We start from the raw sequence: 17,810 nt of genomic DNA, 5'->3' as shown, positions 1-17,810 counted from the left end.
CGCGCTGCCCGAATGCATCGTCGGAGATCGGAGTGACAATCTGCGCGCCGGCAGCGAGAGCGCGGGAAACGGCTGCGTCCGCGTCGACGACGAATACCCGCAGCAGGCTCGGCATCGCGGTCCAGTCGCGTGCCGGTCGAACGCCAGTACCACGGTGTCGGCTACACGGATCTCACCATGGCCGATCAATCCGTCTTCGGTTGCTACCCGTCCGAGTTCCTCGCCGTCGAACGCCTGGCTGACGAAGTCGAGGAACGCTCCGGTGTCCTCGGTGACAACCTAGGGAGAAACGGTGTTGTATCCCTCCGGTCTGCACTGGGTTGTTCGAGCATCTCGGTCCCTTCGTTGTCACTGTCAGAGAAGGTAGACGCCATAGCAATCGGAAGCTGACCCGAATTGCCGCCCGCACGTCTCGGTCGGTGGCTACGCCGCTATCGTTTGTCTGCGGTTGCTGCCGTCTCCAGTGCCCGATGTATGACGGTCGATCCCTGGTCGACGAACTCGGCTATCGGTGTGGCGAGAGCGTTGGGCAGGACATCGGTGTGCCAGACGAACAGAGTTTTGCCGTTCTCGGCGGGCAGAGCCTGCATCGAGGCGTGGTGGTGGGCGGGATGAAGGTGCCCGCCGACGACCGAGTAGGCCACCCGCCTGCTCGCCGGGTCGAGGTCGACGAGGCGTTCAGCGACGATCGTGCCGTCGGCGAACGTGACTGTGCGGGTGTCGGCGTCGAGGCGAGTATCGGTGACGAAGCCCGGGGCGAGACGCTCATGCACCGCGCCGAAATCAGCGAGAACATCCCAGACCTGCTCCGGGGTGGCGTCGACGACGAATTCTTTGTGAATGGATGCCATGGAATCCTCCTGGTCAGGCCGCAGCGAGGCAGAACAGATGGCCTTCGGGATCGGCGAGAACCGTCCACTGACCCTGCCCCGGCTGGAAATCGGGCGTGGTCGCGCCCAACGTGCGCAGCCGCTCGGTTTCGGCCGGTACATCGGCGACCGTGAAGTCGAGGTGGGCGTGCTTACCGGTATCGGGCCAGCCAGGACCCTGGTATCCCTCGACTCGTTGGAACGCGAGCTGGATCGGGCCCTCACCCAGATAGGCGGAATCGTCATCGAGATGGGTGATCTTCCAGCCGGTGACCTCGCGGTAGAACTCCGCCATCACCTTCGGTGAAGCACAGTCGAGGGTGATCGAGGCGAGGCTCGCGTGGATGGTCATATCTCGTTATCTCCCTGGTGTAGTCGGTGTTGCCGTCTCAGCATCCATGCCCGGCCCCGCACAGGTCTTGAAGATTTTTGCGGGCATTTTCTTGTCGTACTCTGGGCGTACGGTCCGTGGGTGTTGTCCGCCACGATCCTCGCCTCCCGGCCGGAGTTCACTGTGACCACCGTGAACTGCCGCTCCGATCACACCCGCTTCTCGGCTCCAGAGGTCCGCGACGACCATCGGCTCGTGCTCGTGCGCCAGGGCCGGTTCCGGCGACAAGCCGACGGTGACCTCGTATATCTGGACCGCACTGTCGGCTACCTCGGCGCACCGAGCGAGGAGGAAGGGTTCGCCCACCCCGCCGGCGGTGACGTCTGCACCGCGGTGACCATCGAGCTCAGCCTCCTGGAAGGAGCGGTGAGCCCGGGCGCGGTCTACGTCGATGCCCGTATCGAGCTCGCGCACCGCCGAATGCTCACCGCTGCCGCGGGCGGCGATATCGACTACGCGGTGACCGAGGAACTGGTCCGGCTCGTCGCACTCGCCGCCGGACGGCCGGTCCCACGGCCGCGGCCCGCCGATCGAATGCTGGTCACCGCGGCCCGCGAGGCGATCATCGACGGGGCGCCGGAGTCGGCGGGGCTGCGCTCTTTGGCCGTATTGCTGAAGGTTTCGCCGTATCGGCTGAGCCGGGTGTTCTCACAGCACATGGGAGTGTCGCTGACCCGCTACCGCAACCGGATACGAGTCGGGCAGGCCCTCGACCGGATCACCGACGGAGAAACCAGCCTCGCCGACCTCGCCGCACACCTCGGCTTCGCCGACCAGGCACACCTGACCCGCACTGTCCGCGAACACCTGGGCCACACCCCCACCGCCCTGCACCGACTACTGACCCCCACCCTCCAACCGCGCCGCTGAAAAGCCGCACCGGAGTGACGCTGATCGTGGCCGACGCAAGCTTTGGGCGCCCGGCCGCGGGGGCGCTGGGCCGCACTCACCATGTGGTGAGTGGTTCGGCGTCGACAACGACGCCAGCCACGCAACTCCAGACAGCTGAACGGTGTCCACAAAAGGACGTCCTCGAACCTATCCAGGGCCGTGTCGGGACACGCTCCGTCGCGTTGTGCGTGGGGCTCGCCGCGTGCTGCGGAACCCCTTGCTGTGTGGGTGTGGTGCGCTCGTCACGTGGCGCGTAGAGGCCCGCTGCGCGGAGTGAGGGCCGCGTGTGCGGGGACACCCGTCGTGCGTGCAGGAGCCGCTCACCGTGGAGCTGCCGGGACTCCCTCGTGCGGTGTGGGGATGCTCCGTCGCGTGGTGCGAGGACCCTGTGCCGTGTGGTGCGTAGAGGCGGGCCGTGCGATGTGTAGAGGCGGGGCCATGCGGCGTGAGGGCCGTTCGCGTGTGTGCGGGGCGCTCGGCGTGCGGCTGCTGGCACTCCCTCGTGTGGTGCGTGGACGCCCGTCGCGTTGTGCGAGGGCGCTCGCTGGGTCGTGAGCGGGCGCTCGCCGGGCAGTGCGTGGATACGGTCTGGGGACGCCCGTCGCGTGGTGTGGAGCCGCGGTGCATGGCAGGGATCCCCGCCGTGCGGTGTGAGGGCGGTTCTCGCATGGCGCGAGAGACCCACGCCGTGCGGTGTGGGGACGCCCGTCGCATGGTGTGCGCTCGTCCGTCGTGTGAGGTGGGGGCGCTCGCCGTACGACGCCTGCGGAGGCATCCGTCGCGTGTCGTGGGTACGCCCGTCGCATGGTGGGGTTTCGCCCGTCCCGTGTGGTGTGACGCTCGGCTGTGCGTCACCTGCGGAGGCACCCCGTCGCGTGTCGTGGGAACGCTCGCTGTGCGCCTAAGGAACCACTCCGTCGCGTGGTGTGGAGTCGGGGCGCCCGTCGCGAGGGGGACTCCCTCGTGCGCGCCGTGGAGACGTTCGCCCGTGACAAGTGGGACGTACGCGGTGCCGCGTGGGGACCCCGCCCGTCCGATGGTGGACGCCCGCGGTGCGCTGTGTGGGTGGTGGATGCGGCCGTGTGAGTAGGGACCGGGAGACGTGCCACTTCCCCGAGTCCGTCTTACGCGCGATGAGATGGGGATCATCCGATCGATGTTTCACGTGAAGCATCGGCCCCAAGCGTCGGCATTCGAATGGATGAGGAGGCCGACGCGCGGTTGCTTCCCGACCTTCCCCGTCCGGATTCACTCATTTGGCATCGCTGGCCGATGCTTCGGTCCTGGGCACGCTTTGCCTGGGGGTGCCGAGGCGTTCGACCCCTTCGATCCTGTCCCATCCGCCGTGCGGTGGGGCAGCCGTGCGGGTGGCACGATCGGTGGGAGTGGGTGTGAGGCGGTCGCTGGGCGCGGTAGCCGAGTCAGGGTGAGCGGTGGGGGCGTTCGTCCAATCGACGGCATGGCGCAGTGGTCGTGGGCGGGTAGAGGTGGTCGTGTCTGGCGGTGCCGATGGCAGTGGAGGTGCGCTCGGTAGACGCGGCAGGCGAGGCGGCGTTTAGCGGTTCGGTCGTCCGGCTGTGGCGTAGCGGTTGTCGGTTGGTGGAAGTGGTGGGGTGCGGTGTCAGAGGGGCGCGGTTGGTGGAAGTAGTCGAGTCGGCGCAGCCTATTGCGAAACGCGGCGACCGATCACACACCCGGCCGTGCCGCCGCACAGCCGCCCACCACGATCGCCCCACCCGTTATTCAGCCGATCGTCGGACAGCCTTCCCCAGCTCGCGCCGGCGCCACTCGACTCGCACTCCCGACCGCACTTCCACCTAGAGCAGCACGCGCCGCACGCCGACACGTCTACCCGTCAGCACCACCCTGCCGTTCCGTCGATTGGCGGACAACCCGGTGTCCCGCTCGTTGGGGGCGACTGCTTTGACTGCGTTGCTTCGCCGCGGCGCACTGGATCGATCGCAGCTTGGATTTGGGTCGGGGCGCGTCCCTCGGAGGAAGGCGGTGCAGAGCGGTGCGGGCGGGTGACGTGGAGCTGGGCGGCGGGCACGATGGCGGCGGCGGGCGACGGGTAGTCCGTCGTGTCGCCGGGTGGGAGCGGTCCCGTTGGCGATCCAGAATGCCGACACGGCGCGCGGCAGGTTCGATGTTTCACATGAAACATGGCGACCGGGTCGTCGACGGCGGGCGAGGACGCAGATGTGTTCGATGGGGCTGGGGGCGCGGGCGGCGCGCCGTCGAGCAGACCCGACAGGTGTTGTGCAGACCCGGCGGGCGAGGCGTGGGTGTGAGGCGACTGAATGTCTGCGGGCATCAGATCTATTCGCGCGAACAGATGCGGTGGCGCCTCACGTCGCGCCGACCGCTCCCCTCCCCCGCTACTCGCCGATCGCGGCCGATCGATCCGAGTGACCTCAATCGTGCGACGGTGCCTCACGGCGGCCGCGCCTCATGGGTCGATCACGCTCACCGATCATGGTCGCCGTGCCGCGGTGATGGTGCGCAGGCGCCAGCTGATCGAGACCGCCCGAGAAGTCGATGCGCCCTAGACCGATGCTTCACGTGAAACATGAGCTCGATCGTCCGCTGCACTGTGGCGCTCGAGCGAATGCCGGAGCGCCCAACGCCGGAGCGCCCAACGCCGGAGCGCCCAACGCCGGAGCGCCCACCGCCGGAGCGCCCACCGCCGGAGCGCCCACCGCCGGAGCGCCCACCGCCGGAGCGCCCACCGCCGGAGCGCCCACCGCCGGAGCGGCTGATGTCGGAGCGGCTGATGTCGAACCTGAGGCGGAACAGTTGAGCTGGCGGGCCGGGTGTGGTTCGGGCAGACCTTGGCGAGAACCGGCGATGGTTCTCCCAGTACTCCTGCCTGATCAAAGAGGCGTCTCCACACAGTGCGACGAGCGTCCCGAACGCATGGCGAGGGTCGCCGCTCCACGTGATGGAGTGTCTCCGCACCACTCGACCGGGTTGTCTCCGCATCGCGTGGCGAGTGTCCTAACGTCACGTGATGGAGCGTCTCCGCACCATGAGTGTCTTCACACCAATCGGAATAGGGGCAATGGCGCGGCTAGAGGTTCCGGGCGTTGCTGTGCCTCCGCGGCATTCGGTCTGGCATCAACCTGAGTTGCACCGTTGTCCCGAGTTTGCCAGAGCACTGGCGTGGGGCGGCGGCTCGGCTGCGCGAGTTGATCTGTCGAGCGAGTCGGGGTGCCCTCCGGGAGAGATGGGGATCATCCGATCGATGTTTCACGTGAAGCATCGGCCCCAGCGTCGGTACTCGAATGGATGGGGAGGCCGACGCGCGGTTGCTTCTCGGTCTTCCTTTGGATTCAACTCATTTGGCAGCCCGCTGGCCGATGTTTCGGGCTGGGCGCTTTCGCCTTGGGGTGCCGAAGCGTTCGGCTTCCCTCGAGCCCATCCCCCGCCGCGCTTCTGTTGTGGTGTCGACGTGGTCCGTTTGTGCAGGAGCCGGTTGGCCTGGGATCGGTTGCGACAGACAAGTCGTGGCGGACCAGTACAGTGCTCGGAGCGCGCTCACCGCAGGGAGGTTCGAAACCTGTGCCACTGTCGAGAGTCTGGTCCCCTGCCGGATGAGAACGACTCCGCAGCCAACTCCCCGAAGCACCAGCGAACCTTCGAAACTGAGCCGACGACCATCGAACACCACGCTCATCACGCATTGCTTCACGTGAAACATCGCCCACCCACGCGACCGCAGACGCTGATTCGCGCCCACTCCGAACCAGTCGACAACGCCACAACCAGCACCCGCGCGAGAAGGCCGCAAGGGCACACCATCCCGCGCACACCCGAGAACCGGCATCCGAGACCCCCGAACCCCGCGCCCCCTCAGCGGAAATCACCCTTCCCCGCCGCAATTCCTGCGGCGCGCAAGCCTGATTCGCGGCTATCTGCGTGTCGCCGCGATTCAACTTTCTTCTAGCGCTCAGTGCTGGCAAGCTAGTGTGCGTCGGGCGTGAGCGTCGATGCCACGGTGGAATGTGGGTGTGCGGGACAGCTCCGCTCGGTTGATCGGGCGCCATCCCGATGGAGCATCATGTTCGATCCGACACAGGCTGTTGAAGACACGGCGTCGGTATGGGCCGAGGGCACGTGCTCTGTAGTTCTCTGGTTAGGAGCTGTCAATGTCGAGCGGTCCGGCGAATGTTTCACGGGAAACCATGTCGCGCGTGCCGGGGATGCTGGACTCCAGCAACTTCGATGCGGAGGCGTTCGGAAGCACACCGTTCGGGCATATCTCCCCTAGCGAGACCCCGATTGCGGCCGAAGCTCAGCGCGCGAGTCAGATCTTGCATCCAGGAAAGGTGACAGTGCCGAAACCTCGCGAGCAACGGATCATCACCATCGCGAATCAGAAGGGCGGGGTCGGTAAGACGACCACGACGGTGAATCTTGCCGCGGCCCTGGCGCATCAGGGGATGACGGTACTCGTGATCGATCTCGATCCGCAGGGCAATGCCAGCACGGCGCTCGGCATCGAGCATCACTCCGGTGTCCCTTCGAGCTATGAGCTGCTCATCGGCGAGGTCTCCGTCAAGGACGCTATTCAGCAGAGCCCGCACAACGAGCGGCTGCTGTGCATCCCGGCGACGATCGATCTCGCGGGTGCGGAGATCGAACTAGTCTCGATGGTCGCCAGGGAGGGGCGCCTCAAGGGCGCTATCCAGGAGGCCAATATCGCGGGCTACGACATCGATTACGTGATGATCGACTGCCCGCCTTCCCTCGGTCTGCTCACGGTCAACGCGCTCGTCGCGGCCAAGGAGGTGCTGATCCCGATCCAGTGCGAGTACTACGCGCTGGAGGGCGTCGGTCAGCTGCTCCGCAATATCGGGCTGGTGCAGGCGCATTTGAATCCCGAGCTGCACGTGTCGACGGTCATCCTCACGATGTACGACGGACGCACCAAGCTGGCCGACCAGGTCGCGGAGGAGGTGCGCGGCCACTTCGGTGATGTCGTGCTGCGCTCGGTGATTCCGCGCAGCGTGAAGGTCTCGGAGGCTCCGGGCTACGGGATGACCGTGCTCGATTATGATCCAGGCTCCCGGGGTGCGATGAGCTACCTCGACGCCGGACGTGAAATGGCCCAGCGGGCGATGGCCCGGCAGGCCGCGAACGGCGCGGAGTGATTCGGGTACTGGCGACCCGGGTCGACGTGACCCGAATTGGTGGCGAACGAGGGAAGGGATCGGTGAGCCGATGAGTCAGGCGAAGAAGGGTGGGCTGGGGCGCGGTCTGGCCGCGCTGATCCCGACGGGCCCCGCGGCCGCTCAGGGTCTCGGCAGTGCCGCGGCCAACGTCGTGATCGGTCTCGATCCCATCGGTCCGCAGCCCGCTTCGGCGTACCTGCACCGCGTCCCCGATCCCACCGAAACCGCCGACGAGGCCGAGCTCGCCTCCCCCGGCGGCGCGATCTACCGCGAGATTCCGCCGGACCAGATCGAGCCGAACCCGAAACAGCCGCGCCAGGTCTTCGAGGAAGAGGCGCTCGCCGAGCTAGTGCACTCCATCCGCGAATTCGGTCTCATGCAGCCGATCGTGGTGCGCCGCGTCGAGCCGGGCGTCGATCGCTACCAGTTGATCATGGGCGAGCGGCGCTGGCGGGCCTCCCAGGAGGCCGGTCTGGAGGCGATCCCGGCCATCGTCCGGGAGACCGCCGACGAGTCGATGCTGCGCGACGCCCTCCTGGAGAACATCCACCGGGTGCAGCTGAATCCGTTGGAAGAGGCGGCCGCGTACCAGCAGCTGCTCGAGGAATTCGACGTCACCCACGAAGAACTCGCCACCCGGATCGGTCGATCCCGTCCGGTCGTCACGAACATGATCCGTCTGCTGAAGCTGCCGATCCCGGTGCAGCGGCGGGTCGCGGCGGGCGTGCTGTCCGCCGGCCATGCGCGCGCCCTGCTCGGACTGGAAGCCGGCGCCGACGCACAGGAGGTGCTCGCCGCCCGCATCGTCGCGGAGGGTCTCTCCGTGCGGGCGACCGAGGAAGCCGTCACCCTGGCCAACCGTGATCCGGACGCGGCCACTCCCTCGGCTCCCCGGCGCAAGCCGATCCACATGCCCGGTCTGCAGGACGTAGCCGAGCGGTTGTCGAATTCGTTCGACACCCGGGTCACCGTGAGTCTCGGCAAACGCAAGGGCAAGATCGTCGTCGAGTTCGGGTCGGTGGAAGATCTGGAACGCATCGTCGGTCTGATGGCGCAAGAGCAGCTCGGTCAGTAACAGAAAAGGCACAATAGCCCCGTGTTCTCGGTAAGTACGGGCCCGGCATCGAAACGTCACTGTGACGGCGTCGAAAGCCTCGGCGCCACAGCGGTATTGCGGCCGCCGACCGTCCGGCACGAGGGCTTCGACCAACAGCACAGCGACGTGGAATGAGGCGGGTTCGCTTGATCGCTTATTCTTGCTGGCGAGAAGACGTTGATGCGGCGTGAGCGTGGATGAATCGGACAGCTGGAGGCTGAGCAGAGCGGTGTCGACCAGCGTCACAGCACTTACCCTCGGCGGACTGGACAAGCTGCCCGCGCATGCTCGCCGCTGTGTGTTTTGGGAGATCGATCCCGCCGTCGCGGCGGACTCGCGGTCGTTCAGTGATCCGGTCTTCGAAAAAGAAGCCTGGTTGTCGACGGTCATGCTGGAGTGGGGATCGTGCGGCCAGGTGGCGCACGTGGACGGCAACGTGGCGGGCTGTGCGCTGTACTCGCCGCCCAGCGCCGTGCCGCGCGCGTCGTTGTTCCCCACCTCCCCCGTCAGCCCGGACGCGATCCTGCTGACAACACTGCGTACCGATTCTCCGCACCGGGACGAGGACGTCGCCCACCGCCTGGTGCAGGCCGTGGTATCGGATCTGGTGCGCCGGGGTGTGCGGGCATTGGAGGCGTTCGGCATTCGCACCGACCCACCGGCCACCCGCCTTTCGGACCGTTTGGCCGGTTCGATGACGCTCATGGAGCGAATCGGCGCGCCGGTCCGCGGTTCCGCCGCCTCCCCCACCGAATGCTCACCGCAGACCTGCATGATCGATGCGGACCTGCTGGAGGAGTTCGGGTTCAAGGTGGTCGCGCCGCACCATCGCTTCCCCCGGCTGCGCCTGGAGCTGAACTCCGATCACGGCTGGAAGGAAGACGTGGAGCGCGCGCTCGATCAGCTGCTCGCCGCCGCGTCCATGACGCCTCCCGCCAGGGCCGGCGCACGCTGAAGCCGAGAAAGCCCCTGCTGACCACGGGTCGGCAGGGGCCTTCGTATCGGTAGACGGAACTCAGGTCCGGTCGGCGGCGGCCAGTTCCTCGGCCAACAGCTCCGCGAACGTGTACGTGCCGGTGGGCTGATCGTCCTGGCCCAGCAGGTACAGGCGCTTCACCGAGATCAGGATGGCCTCGGCGATGACGTCGCGCATCCGGGGATTGGTGAGCACCGAGGCGTCGTATTCGTTGGTGAGGTAGCCGATGTCGACCTGGACCGTGGGCATCTTGGTGAGCCGCAACAGATCCCAGGTGCGCGAGTGCGTCCGGCAGTCCTGCAGCGACGTGCGGGCCACCACCTCGCGCTGGATGAACCCGGCGAGCACCTGCCCGATCATCGAGACGGAGCCGTGCGAGTTGCCGAAGTGGAAGCTGGCCACACCGTTCGCCGAGGGGCTCGGATTGGTGGCGCAGCGCAGCGAGATCATCAGGTCGGCGTCGAAGGCATTGGAGGTCTCCGCCCGCTCGGCGTCGGTGGGGTTGGCGCCCCACGGCCGCGAGAGGAAGGTCTCCATCCCGGTGGCGGCCATCCGGCCTTCCAGCCTGCTGGCCAGATCCCACAGGATCTCGGATTCGTAGACATCGCCGAACTCGGACGGCACCGCATGTCCCTTGTCGGGACCGCCGAGACCCGGATCGATGACGATCCGCTTGCCGGTGAGCTGCGGCCCCGCCCGGTGCACCACCTCTTCTTCGGCGATGCGGTGCGGATTGCCGCCGGTGACGCGTGCACCGAGCAACTCCAGCGAACGCAGCGTGTCCGGACCGCAAATGCCGTCGGCGGACAGGCCGATCTCGCGCTGGAACGCGGTGAGCGCCTCGTGGGTGTGCGGGCCGAAATACCCGTCCACCCGATGAACGTAGAAGCCGAGGTCCTGCAGTTTGCGCTGCAACGTGGCGACGTCGTCACCGTACAGCGGCGCGGACAGCTGATAGATCAGCGTGCGCGCACCCAGCCGGTAGGACGCCTCCTTCAGGGCCCGGTAGGTGGCCGGACCAACCACACCGTCGACGAGCAGCCCGCGATGTTGCTGGAACGCGCGGACCGCGGAGTCGAGGTGGTGGTCGAAGGAGGCTTCGGTGTCCTTCCAGTACTCGCGAGCGTCGCCTTGATCGGCGATGGCATGTGCGTGCAGGAAGCCGAGACTTGCCAGGGTGCTCCGAACCTCAGCGACGGCTGGACCGGTATCACCGTGACGAAGTCGGTGCATGCGTGAGAGCCCTTTCCTTCCGTCAACCCGGGTACCCACTCATGCGACGGCATACACCCTCGCACGACAGGAGCGTCGGTCGATTGTCTCAGACCTGCCCCGGAATCCGACAATTACGGGGGGCTGCAGGCATCCTACGGCGCGTCGTGGAATCGCGCCGTCAGATCTCGCCTTCCAGTTCGCGGAGGAGGGCCGCTTTGCCCTTGGCGCCGACGATCTGCTTGACCGGCTTGCCGCCGCGGAACAGCATCATAGTGGGCAGGGAGAGGACCTGGTATTCGCGGGCCGTCTCCGGGTTGGCGTCCACGTCCAGCTTGGCGATGGTCAGCTTGTCCCTGTTCGCGGCGGCGATCTCCTCGAGCACGGGGGCGACCATCTTGCACGGACCGCACCAATCCGCCCAGAAGTCGACGAGGACGGGCTTCTCACTGAGCAGCACCTCGTCGGCGAAGGACTTATCGGTCACGGTGACCGTGTTCTCGGACATGGGTTTCTCCTTGTGAATCGGTGAGAGCGAAGATCAGTTGGTCGGCACGGCGACCGGCTGGCCTGCGGCGTCCAGGGTGTTCGCGGTGATGTCACCCTGCTCGGCCAGCCAGCGCTCGGCGTCGATCGCCGCGCGGCAGCCGGTACCCGCGGCCGTGATGGCCTGCCGGTAGGTGTGGTCGACGAGGTCGCCCGCGGCGAACACGCCGGGGACCTTCGTGGCCGTCGTCGGGTGCTCGACCTGCACATAGCCTTCGTCGTCCAGCTCCACCTGCCCGCGCACCAGCTCGCTGCGCGGATCGTGGCCGATCGCCACGAACAGGCCGGTCGCGGCCAGCTCGGAGGTCTCGCCGGTGCGGGTGTCGCGCAGGGTGAGACTGGTCACCGCGTTCTCGCCGTGCACCTCGAGCACCTCGGCGTTCAGCACGAACTTGATCTTCTCGTTGGCCTTGGCGCGCTCGAGCATGATCCGTGACGCACGGAACTCCTCGCGGCGGTGCACGATGGTGACGCTCGACGCGAACTTGGTGAGGAAGGTCGCCTCCTCCATGGCCGAGTCGCCGCCGCCGACCACCACGATGTCCTGGCCCTTGAAGAAGAAGCCGTCGCAGGTGGCGCAGGCGCTCACGCCGCGGCCGAGCAGCCGCTGCTCGCCGGGGACGTTCAGGTAGCGCGCGGCCGAGCCCATGGCCAGGATGACCGCGTAGGCCTGGTAGGTCTCATCGCCCACCGTGACCGTCTTGACCGGCCCGGTGAGGTCGATGGCGTCTACGTCCTCGGTGCGGATGTCCGCGCCGAAACGCTTGGCCTGCTCGCGCATCTCTTCCATCAGGTCCGGGCCCATGATGCCGCCGCGGAAGCCGGGGAAGTTTTCGACCTCGGTCGTGGTCATCAGTGCGCCGCCGAATTGGGTGCCCTCGAAGAGCAACGGCTCGAGTTCGGCGCGGGCGGCGTAAACGGCTGCGGTATAGCCCGCGGGGCCGGAGCCGACGATGATCAGGTCGCGAACTGGCGTGCTCATGGGGCCCTTCCGAGAAGATCTGAGGGGGAACGTGACGGTCAACAACAGCCTAAACGCTGTTGTTCCCGGGTCGATCCGGCCCGTGCTCGGTCAGCCGATGTCGGTGACGTTCTTCACCTGTGGGTCGCCGGTGGTGCAGCCAGGGCCGACGACCAGCGCAGTGATCTTGTTCTGGTAAGGACCGGTGAGCAGGATGAGCACCGCGTCCTTGCCTTGGTACTTCATATTCATCGAGCCGAGGACGGCGCGGTCCATACCCGCGGCCGCGACGCAGCGGGTGAGCGCGGTTCGGCTGCCGAGCGGTCCGGTGACATCGTTGCGGCCGAGGGCGGCCAGCGCGGCCGTGGCGGTCAGGTCGTCGCCGATGGGACCGTTGGTCGGCGTGGGCTGGGCGGTGGGCGTCACTCCGTCACCGCGGAGCATCTGGACGCCGATGCCCGTCCCCGCGATCACCGCGAGGGCGGCCGCCGCGGCGGCGAGCCAGCGCAAGCGTCTTCCGCGGCGCTCGGCGAGCGAGACGGGGGTGGCGAGCTTCTCGGTCGGTTCCCCGGAAGAGCTTGGCGCGCTGGGACTTTTGTCCGCTGGTGCGGTGGGACTTTTGTCCGCTGAGTCGTCCCCGGGTGCGGCGCCGTTCGTCGATGCCGCGGCCCCGATCCGGTGGATCGGCGTGACCCGCTCGGTCGGCTCCTCGTCGAACTCCAGTTCGGCGACGAAGGCCGCGAGCCGTTCGGAGACTTCCTCGGGCATCGGGTGCATGACGCGCTCGTCGGTGCGCAGGGCGCGGATCCGCGTCGTCATCTCGTCCAGTGAGCGCATGTAGCGCACCGCGTCCGAATCGGCGCGGACGGCGGGCCACAGCTGCGCACCGAGTTCGGGATCGACGTTGTCGGCGTGCAGGTCGGCCAGCAGTTCCGGCGAAAATGGAGGCTGCGGTACGGACCGGGTCGCCATCGCACCTCCAGTGTTCTCATCCGACGTAACTGTCTTGTCTGCCGCGGTCGCGCCCAGGGAACCCGCGGGCACTGCATGTACATCGCTCAGGTGTTCGTCACTATTAATGACGCATCGCCACTACTTCCGGTTCCCCGGATCGCGGAGAAATTCCAACCGTTCTTGCAGGCGCTGCCTGCCGCGGGCACAGCGGCTCTTGATGGTGCCTTCTGGAACCCCCAACATCGCGGCCGCCTCCGACACGCTATACCCCTCCAGATCGATCGCGACCAGTGCAGTGCGCTGATCGGGCGGCAGCGAGAACAGCGCACGGTCGACCACGATCGACATCTCCAGTTCGGCGAACTCGTCGCGTTCGTCGCGCGGCTCGGGCAAGGTCTCGGGTGACAGCGGGACCGCCCGCCGGGTCTTGTTGCGCCGGATACGGTCCAGGCAGGCGTTCACCACGATCGCGTGCAGCCAGCTGCGCACTTCGGCCTCGGCGCGGAACGATCCCGCGGTGCGGTGCGCGGAGAGCAACGCGTCCTGCAGCGAATCGGCGGCATCCTCGCGGGTGTAGGAGGTGCGCAGCGCGGTCTGCCAGAGGTGATCGTTGTGCCTGCTCAGTAGTTCGGCGAAGGCGTGGCGCTCACCGCGCGCGTGGGCGCTGAGCAGCTCCTTGTCGGTGAGCTCGCCGAGCACGAACGAGCGCTCGCGGGCCGCGACCCGCGAGCTTCCCCCGTGGGAATCCTCGCTCAATTCGGACGACAAAACCAACCCCTTGGACGGCGCTCACCGACGACAGCCCGAGGCGGTTGTCGCCGAAAATATTTCGCAGCATCCAGGATCGAGAACACAGATCCCGGGAAGCTCCCCTGCTGAGAGCGCGAGCCGATCATATCGGGCATGCCGAAGTGGCAGCAACAAGACCGCTCGGGACGGGATACGCCGGGACAGGCGAGAATTCGGCGCGCGGGGCGCGTGGAATCAGGGTGCGGCGTCGAACCGCAGATCGGCGATCGTCGTCTGGAACTGGCTTCCCGAGTTGCCGAGACCGGTGATCCAGACCAGCACGTAGCGAGCGGACTGGTCTGCGGTCACCGGAATTTCGGTGGTCCCGTCGGTCAGCTGGGCCGCGCCGATCAGCTGGGTCTGATCCAGCGTCGGCGAATTCGTCGGCGAGGTACGGATTTCCACGGACGTGCCGGGGCTCGGCGAGGTGATCGAGACGTTCGTCAGCTTCGCCGGGCTAGGCAGCGTGGCCAGCAGCCCCACGCCCTTCTTGAGGGCGGGGAACTGCTGGAAGTACTGGTCGGAGCGCCAGACGGTGGCCGGGTTGTTGTCCAGCACCGCATTGACGCCGCTGACGTTGTCCGGCGTGCCCTCGGGAGAGAACACGGTCGCACCGGTGACCGGAACCGGAATGCCGCCCGACGCAGGGTTGCTCGGGATCGCTCCCGGCGGTGTCGTCGGCGACGGCAAACTGTTCGTGGTCAGACCGATGTTGCGCTGCTCGTCGAGCGGCGAGTCGGACGCGCTCGGCGCGAAAATGCTGACCATCCACCAGATCACGATGCCGACCACCAGCGCGGCCAGGATGCCCATGCCGACCATGATCCACATCATCCGCTGCGAGCGTTCGCGTTCGGCGGCGAGCAGCTCGGGATCGGCGAGCGAATCGTCGGCGTGGACCGGCTGCGCCCGCTGCCCGAGGCGAAGCACCGGAATGAAATCGGTCTTCTGGTCGACGACCGAGGCCTGCTCCAGCACGTGCTGGACGGTGGCCGCGGTCCGCACGCCCTTGTTCGACTCCAGCGAGCGCACCGCGACCGCGGAGATCTCGAAGGGCACCTCGGGCCGGATCTGCCGCGGCTCCACCGGCGTACCGTCCGAGCCGAAGTCGGCGAGGCGCAATCCGCCGACGGTGGCGGCGGTTCCGGTCATGCCGCCGGAGCGGATCGGCCAGCGCGCGGTGATGAGCGCGTAGAGCATGGCGCCGAGACCGCGCACGTCGGATTGGGCGTCGGAATCGGCCAGCGTGCCGGGGAAGGCGAGCACCGCGTCACCGGTGGCGCTGATCCGCACCCGGTCCGGGTGGTCGATGGACAGCGAACCGCCGCCGCGGTGGGCCAATTCGGCCGCCGAGGCGAGCGCCCGGATCGCGCGCGCCGCGCCGATCGGCGAGGGCACCGTCTCGGCCATCTCGCGCAGCGAGCGACCGGGAGTCCACTCGGCGACCACGATGCCGCCGGAGCTGCCGCGCACCACGTCCAGGACGCGCGCCAGGCCGGGCGAATTGATGCGGCCGAGCCGCAGCGTGCGGGAGAGGATGGCCTGCGGACCGTCGTGGCCGGAGTTCTCGGTGGCCTTCTGGTCGGCGTCGACGAAGGTGAGCGCGACCTCGCGGTCGAGTTTGATGTCGAGGGCCTGCCAGAACTTCAGTCCCCGCGCGCCGCCGTGGCCGGCGAGCAGCCGGTAGCGGCCGCCCGCGACCGAAGCGCCCGGAATCAGCTTGGGGCCGCGCGGAGTTCGACGCGGAGCTTCCGGCGCCGTGGGCGGCAGCTGCGGAATGGGGATCATTCCGGTGTCGTACATCGGGTCGCGCGGCGGCGCCTGGTGCGGGGTCGCACGCGGAGTGTGCTGCCCGTCGGCGGAGGGGGTATTGCCGGGTTCCTCGTTCGTATCCCCGGGGTCCGACGGGCTCTCCGCGGCGGGCGAATTGTCGGTGGACAGGCCGCCGGCCTTGGCCGCAGAAGGATTGGCGGCCGGGACGCCGCCCACCGCCGCGTCGTCGCTCACCCTGGTTCCTCCTTCGCCCTGGTATGCCGAAGTTCCGGCGAATTCGCCACTTGTGCTTCTCTGCCGAACAGGGTACGGGAACTCACCCCGCCCGGTGCGGTCAACAGAATCCGGTCTGATCACGGGCAAGACCATCGTGGCCTGCGCATCCAGGTACGGGTCGAAGCCCGAGTACAGGTACGGATCGGGCCTGCGGAACACCTGCGTGGCGTACTCGTCCTCGACCGGTCCTTCGAGGTCCAGATCCGGCGCCGGCGGCGTGATGCCGAGGCGCCGGGAAATGGCCACGGTGATCGCGACGATCTCCGGGATACCGGCCAGACGCATGAGGCCGAAGGCCGTCGCGAACATGACGATCGCCGTGATCGTCACGCGGATCAGCGAGCCGGGCCCGCCCATCGACTCCGACAGCCGCGCCAGGCCGAGCACCTCGTCGACGATCAGCATCACCGCACCGCCGGCGACCGACGCGAGCACGACCCTGGTGACGGTACGGCCGACGTTCGCCATGCGCAGATCGCCGAGGCTGCGGTGCAGCAGGTAGCCGCCGATGATGGCGCCCGCGGTGAAGCCGATTCCGGTGGCGACGCCGAGCACGATGACGACCTGATCGCTGTTGTCCGCGACGACCGGCGCCAGCGCCGAGAAGGCGATCTTGACGGCGGTGATACCGAGGATGATCCAGGTCGGTGTCCACGCCTGTTCCCGCGCGTAGAACACCCGCAGGTGGATCAGCACGAGGGAATAGGGAATCAGCGCGAAGGCCGACCAGCTCACGGCGTAGCCGAGGCGTTCGGCGTCGCCGGTGAAGCGCGCGTATCCGAACAGCGCCTCGCCGAGCTGCGGTCCCGCGAGCGTCAGGAAGGTGACGACGGGGACGAGGGCGATCATCGTGAGGCGGGTCGCGACGGAGAGGTCGTCGACGACGGCCGGGGTGTCGCCCTCGGCGGCGTTGCGGCTCAGCCGCGGCATGATCGCGGTGAGCACCGTGACGCCGAGGACACCGTAGGGCAGCTGGAGCAGCAGCCAGGCCAGCGAATAGATGGCCGGGCCCGCCTCGTCCGCCGTGGAGGCGATGTGGTTGGCGAAGACCAGGCCGACCTGGCTGATCAGCACGTACAGGATGATGGCCGCGCCCATCATGCCGAACTGCTTGAGGCGGGTGTCGATGCCCCAGAGCGGGCGCAGGTCGATGCCCTCGCGGCGGATCGCCGGCAGCAGGGCCGCCGCCTGGGTGAACACGCCGAGCGTGACACCGATACCGAGGACGAGCAGTTTCGGATCGCTCATCCGCACCGGATCGAGCGTGATCTCACCGGGTGTCACCGCGTAAAGGCCGAGCACCGCGAGCATGACGACGTTGTTCAGCACGGGCGCCCATGCGCCGGGTTTGAACACCTGGCGGGTGTTCAGGATCGCGGTGAACAGCGCCGACATGCCGTAGAAGAGGATCGCGGGCAGCAACAAGAAGGTCAGCGCGGTGGTCAGCTGGGTGTTGACCTTGCCGTCGGCGGACACGAAGACGTGCGTCGCCAGCAGCGGTGCCGCGATCGTCGCCAGCACGGTGGCGCCCATCAGCACCACGAACGCGGCGGTGACCAGGCGCCGGACGAAGGCCGCCCCGCCGTCGGGGTCCTCCTTCTCGGCGCGCACCAGCGTCGGCACCACCATCGCGGTCAGCACCGCGCCGAGCACCAGCTCGGTGATCATGTTCGGGATCAGGCTCGCCGAGGTGAACGCACTGGCGATCGCCGGACCGAGCACCGCGGCAAGCAGCAGCTGCTTGCCGAAACCGGTGACGCGGCTGATCAGCGTCGCGATCGCGATCGACCCGGAGTCCCTGAGCAGCCGCGAGCTCGCGTTCTCCTTGCTCTCCGGTGCCTCCGGCTCGGCCTCGGTGACGGCCCACTCGTGCGTCGGCGGCCGGTCGGCCTGCGCCGAGTC

General features: G+C 67.7%; 12 protein-coding genes. 4 read left to right on the top strand and 8 right to left on the bottom strand.

The window, feature by feature from the left end; translation table 11 throughout:
* Nucleotides 1-431: 431 nt before the first annotated feature.
* Together NL1_RS23725 and NL1_RS23720 are read right to left on the bottom strand one after the other, a co-directional pair.
* Nucleotides 432-851: an SRPBCC family protein gene (locus NL1_RS23725; RefSeq protein ID WP_067843354.1), complete on the bottom strand. Its 420-nt coding sequence runs from the start codon at nucleotides 849-851 to the stop codon at nucleotides 432-434.
* Nucleotides 852-864: 13 nt separating this feature from the next.
* A complete protein-coding gene (locus NL1_RS23720) occupies nucleotides 865-1,221 on the bottom strand; it encodes a VOC family protein (protein WP_156095009.1) in 357 nt (118 codons plus the stop codon).
* Between the two features lie 120 nt (nucleotides 1,222-1,341).
* On the opposite strand from NL1_RS23720, the gene NL1_RS39660 reads away from it, so the two are divergent.
* From NL1_RS39660 to NL1_RS23700, 4 genes are all read left to right on the top strand, one after another.
* Nucleotides 1,342-2,130 (top strand): helix-turn-helix transcriptional regulator, encoded by a 789-nt coding sequence (locus NL1_RS39660; protein ID WP_067843350.1) that lies wholly within the window; start codon nucleotides 1,342-1,344, stop codon nucleotides 2,128-2,130.
* A gap of 4,223 nt (nucleotides 2,131-6,353) precedes the next feature.
* Entirely contained in the window at nucleotides 6,354-7,304 is a 951-nt protein-coding gene (locus tag NL1_RS23710) for a ParA family protein (RefSeq protein ID WP_245673493.1), read from the top strand.
* A 70-nt stretch (nucleotides 7,305-7,374) separates the two neighbouring features.
* Nucleotides 7,375-8,400, top strand: coding sequence for a ParB/RepB/Spo0J family partition protein (locus NL1_RS23705; protein WP_067843344.1), 1,026 nt, complete (start codon nucleotides 7,375-7,377; stop codon nucleotides 8,398-8,400).
* A 250-nt stretch (nucleotides 8,401-8,650) separates the two neighbouring features.
* Entirely contained in the window at nucleotides 8,651-9,376 is a 726-nt protein-coding gene (locus NL1_RS23700; RefSeq protein WP_067843341.1) for a hypothetical protein, read from the top strand.
* A 60-nt stretch (nucleotides 9,377-9,436) separates the two neighbouring features.
* Here NL1_RS23700 and NL1_RS23695 read toward each other — a convergent pair whose 3' ends face one another.
* The 6 genes from NL1_RS23695 to NL1_RS23670 form a co-directional block, all read right to left on the bottom strand.
* Nucleotides 9,437-10,630 (bottom strand): N-acetylmuramoyl-L-alanine amidase, encoded by a 1,194-nt coding sequence (locus NL1_RS23695; protein ID WP_067843337.1) that lies wholly within the window; start codon nucleotides 10,628-10,630, stop codon nucleotides 9,437-9,439.
* A gap of 160 nt (nucleotides 10,631-10,790) precedes the next feature.
* The gene (gene trxA, locus NL1_RS23690; RefSeq protein ID WP_067843333.1) at nucleotides 10,791-11,117 is read right to left on the bottom strand and encodes a thioredoxin; all 327 of its coding nucleotides are present in this window, start codon (nucleotides 11,115-11,117) and stop codon (nucleotides 10,791-10,793) included.
* A 33-nt stretch (nucleotides 11,118-11,150) separates the two neighbouring features.
* The gene (gene trxB, locus NL1_RS23685) at nucleotides 11,151-12,137 is read right to left on the bottom strand and encodes a thioredoxin-disulfide reductase (protein ID WP_067843330.1); all 987 of its coding nucleotides are present in this window, start codon (nucleotides 12,135-12,137) and stop codon (nucleotides 11,151-11,153) included.
* A 90-nt stretch (nucleotides 12,138-12,227) separates the two neighbouring features.
* Nucleotides 12,228-13,088 carry an RsmA family anti-sigma factor gene (locus NL1_RS23680; protein WP_067843327.1) on the bottom strand — a complete coding sequence of 287 codons (861 nt, stop codon included), beginning with the start codon at nucleotides 13,086-13,088 and terminating at the stop codon, nucleotides 12,228-12,230.
* A 120-nt stretch (nucleotides 13,089-13,208) separates the two neighbouring features.
* Nucleotides 13,209-13,769 (bottom strand): RNA polymerase sigma factor SigM, encoded by a 561-nt coding sequence (gene sigM / locus NL1_RS23675; RefSeq protein ID WP_067843441.1) that lies wholly within the window; start codon nucleotides 13,767-13,769, stop codon nucleotides 13,209-13,211.
* A gap of 285 nt (nucleotides 13,770-14,054) precedes the next feature.
* Nucleotides 14,055-17,810 (bottom strand): lipid II flippase MurJ (locus NL1_RS23670; RefSeq protein ID WP_245673492.1); only part of this gene is annotated, 3,756 nt, incomplete at its 5' end.

It is taken from the genome of Nocardia lijiangensis NBRC 108240 (assembly GCF_001613045.1).
Taxonomy (GTDB): domain Bacteria; phylum Actinomycetota; class Actinomycetes; order Mycobacteriales; family Mycobacteriaceae; genus Nocardia; species Nocardia lijiangensis.
The sequence above is the reverse complement of the archived record's forward strand: the minus strand, read 5'-3'. Positions and strand labels throughout refer to the sequence as shown.

Excerpts from the sequence above, each read along its gene's own strand:
- NL1_RS23725 (WP_067843354.1), bottom strand. The coding sequence starts at position 851 with ATGGCATCCATTCACAAAGAATTCGTCGTCGACGCCACCCCGGAGCAG.
- NL1_RS23720 (WP_156095009.1), bottom strand. The coding sequence starts at position 1,221 with ATGACCATCCACGCGAGCCTCGCCTCGATCACCCTCGACTGTGCTTCA.
- NL1_RS23710 (WP_245673493.1), top strand. The coding sequence starts at position 6,354 with ATGCTGGACTCCAGCAACTTCGATGCGGAGGCGTTCGGAAGCACACCG.
- NL1_RS23705 (WP_067843344.1), top strand. The coding sequence starts at position 7,375 with ATGAGTCAGGCGAAGAAGGGTGGGCTGGGGCGCGGTCTGGCCGCGCTG.
- NL1_RS23695 (WP_067843337.1), bottom strand. The coding sequence starts at position 10,630 with ATGCACCGACTTCGTCACGGTGATACCGGTCCAGCCGTCGCTGAGGTT.
- trxA (WP_067843333.1), bottom strand. The coding sequence starts at position 11,117 with ATGTCCGAGAACACGGTCACCGTGACCGATAAGTCCTTCGCCGACGAG.
- trxB (WP_067843330.1), bottom strand. The coding sequence starts at position 12,137 with ATGAGCACGCCAGTTCGCGACCTGATCATCGTCGGCTCCGGCCCCGCG.
- NL1_RS23680 (WP_067843327.1), bottom strand. The coding sequence starts at position 13,088 with ATGGCGACCCGGTCCGTACCGCAGCCTCCATTTTCGCCGGAACTGCTG.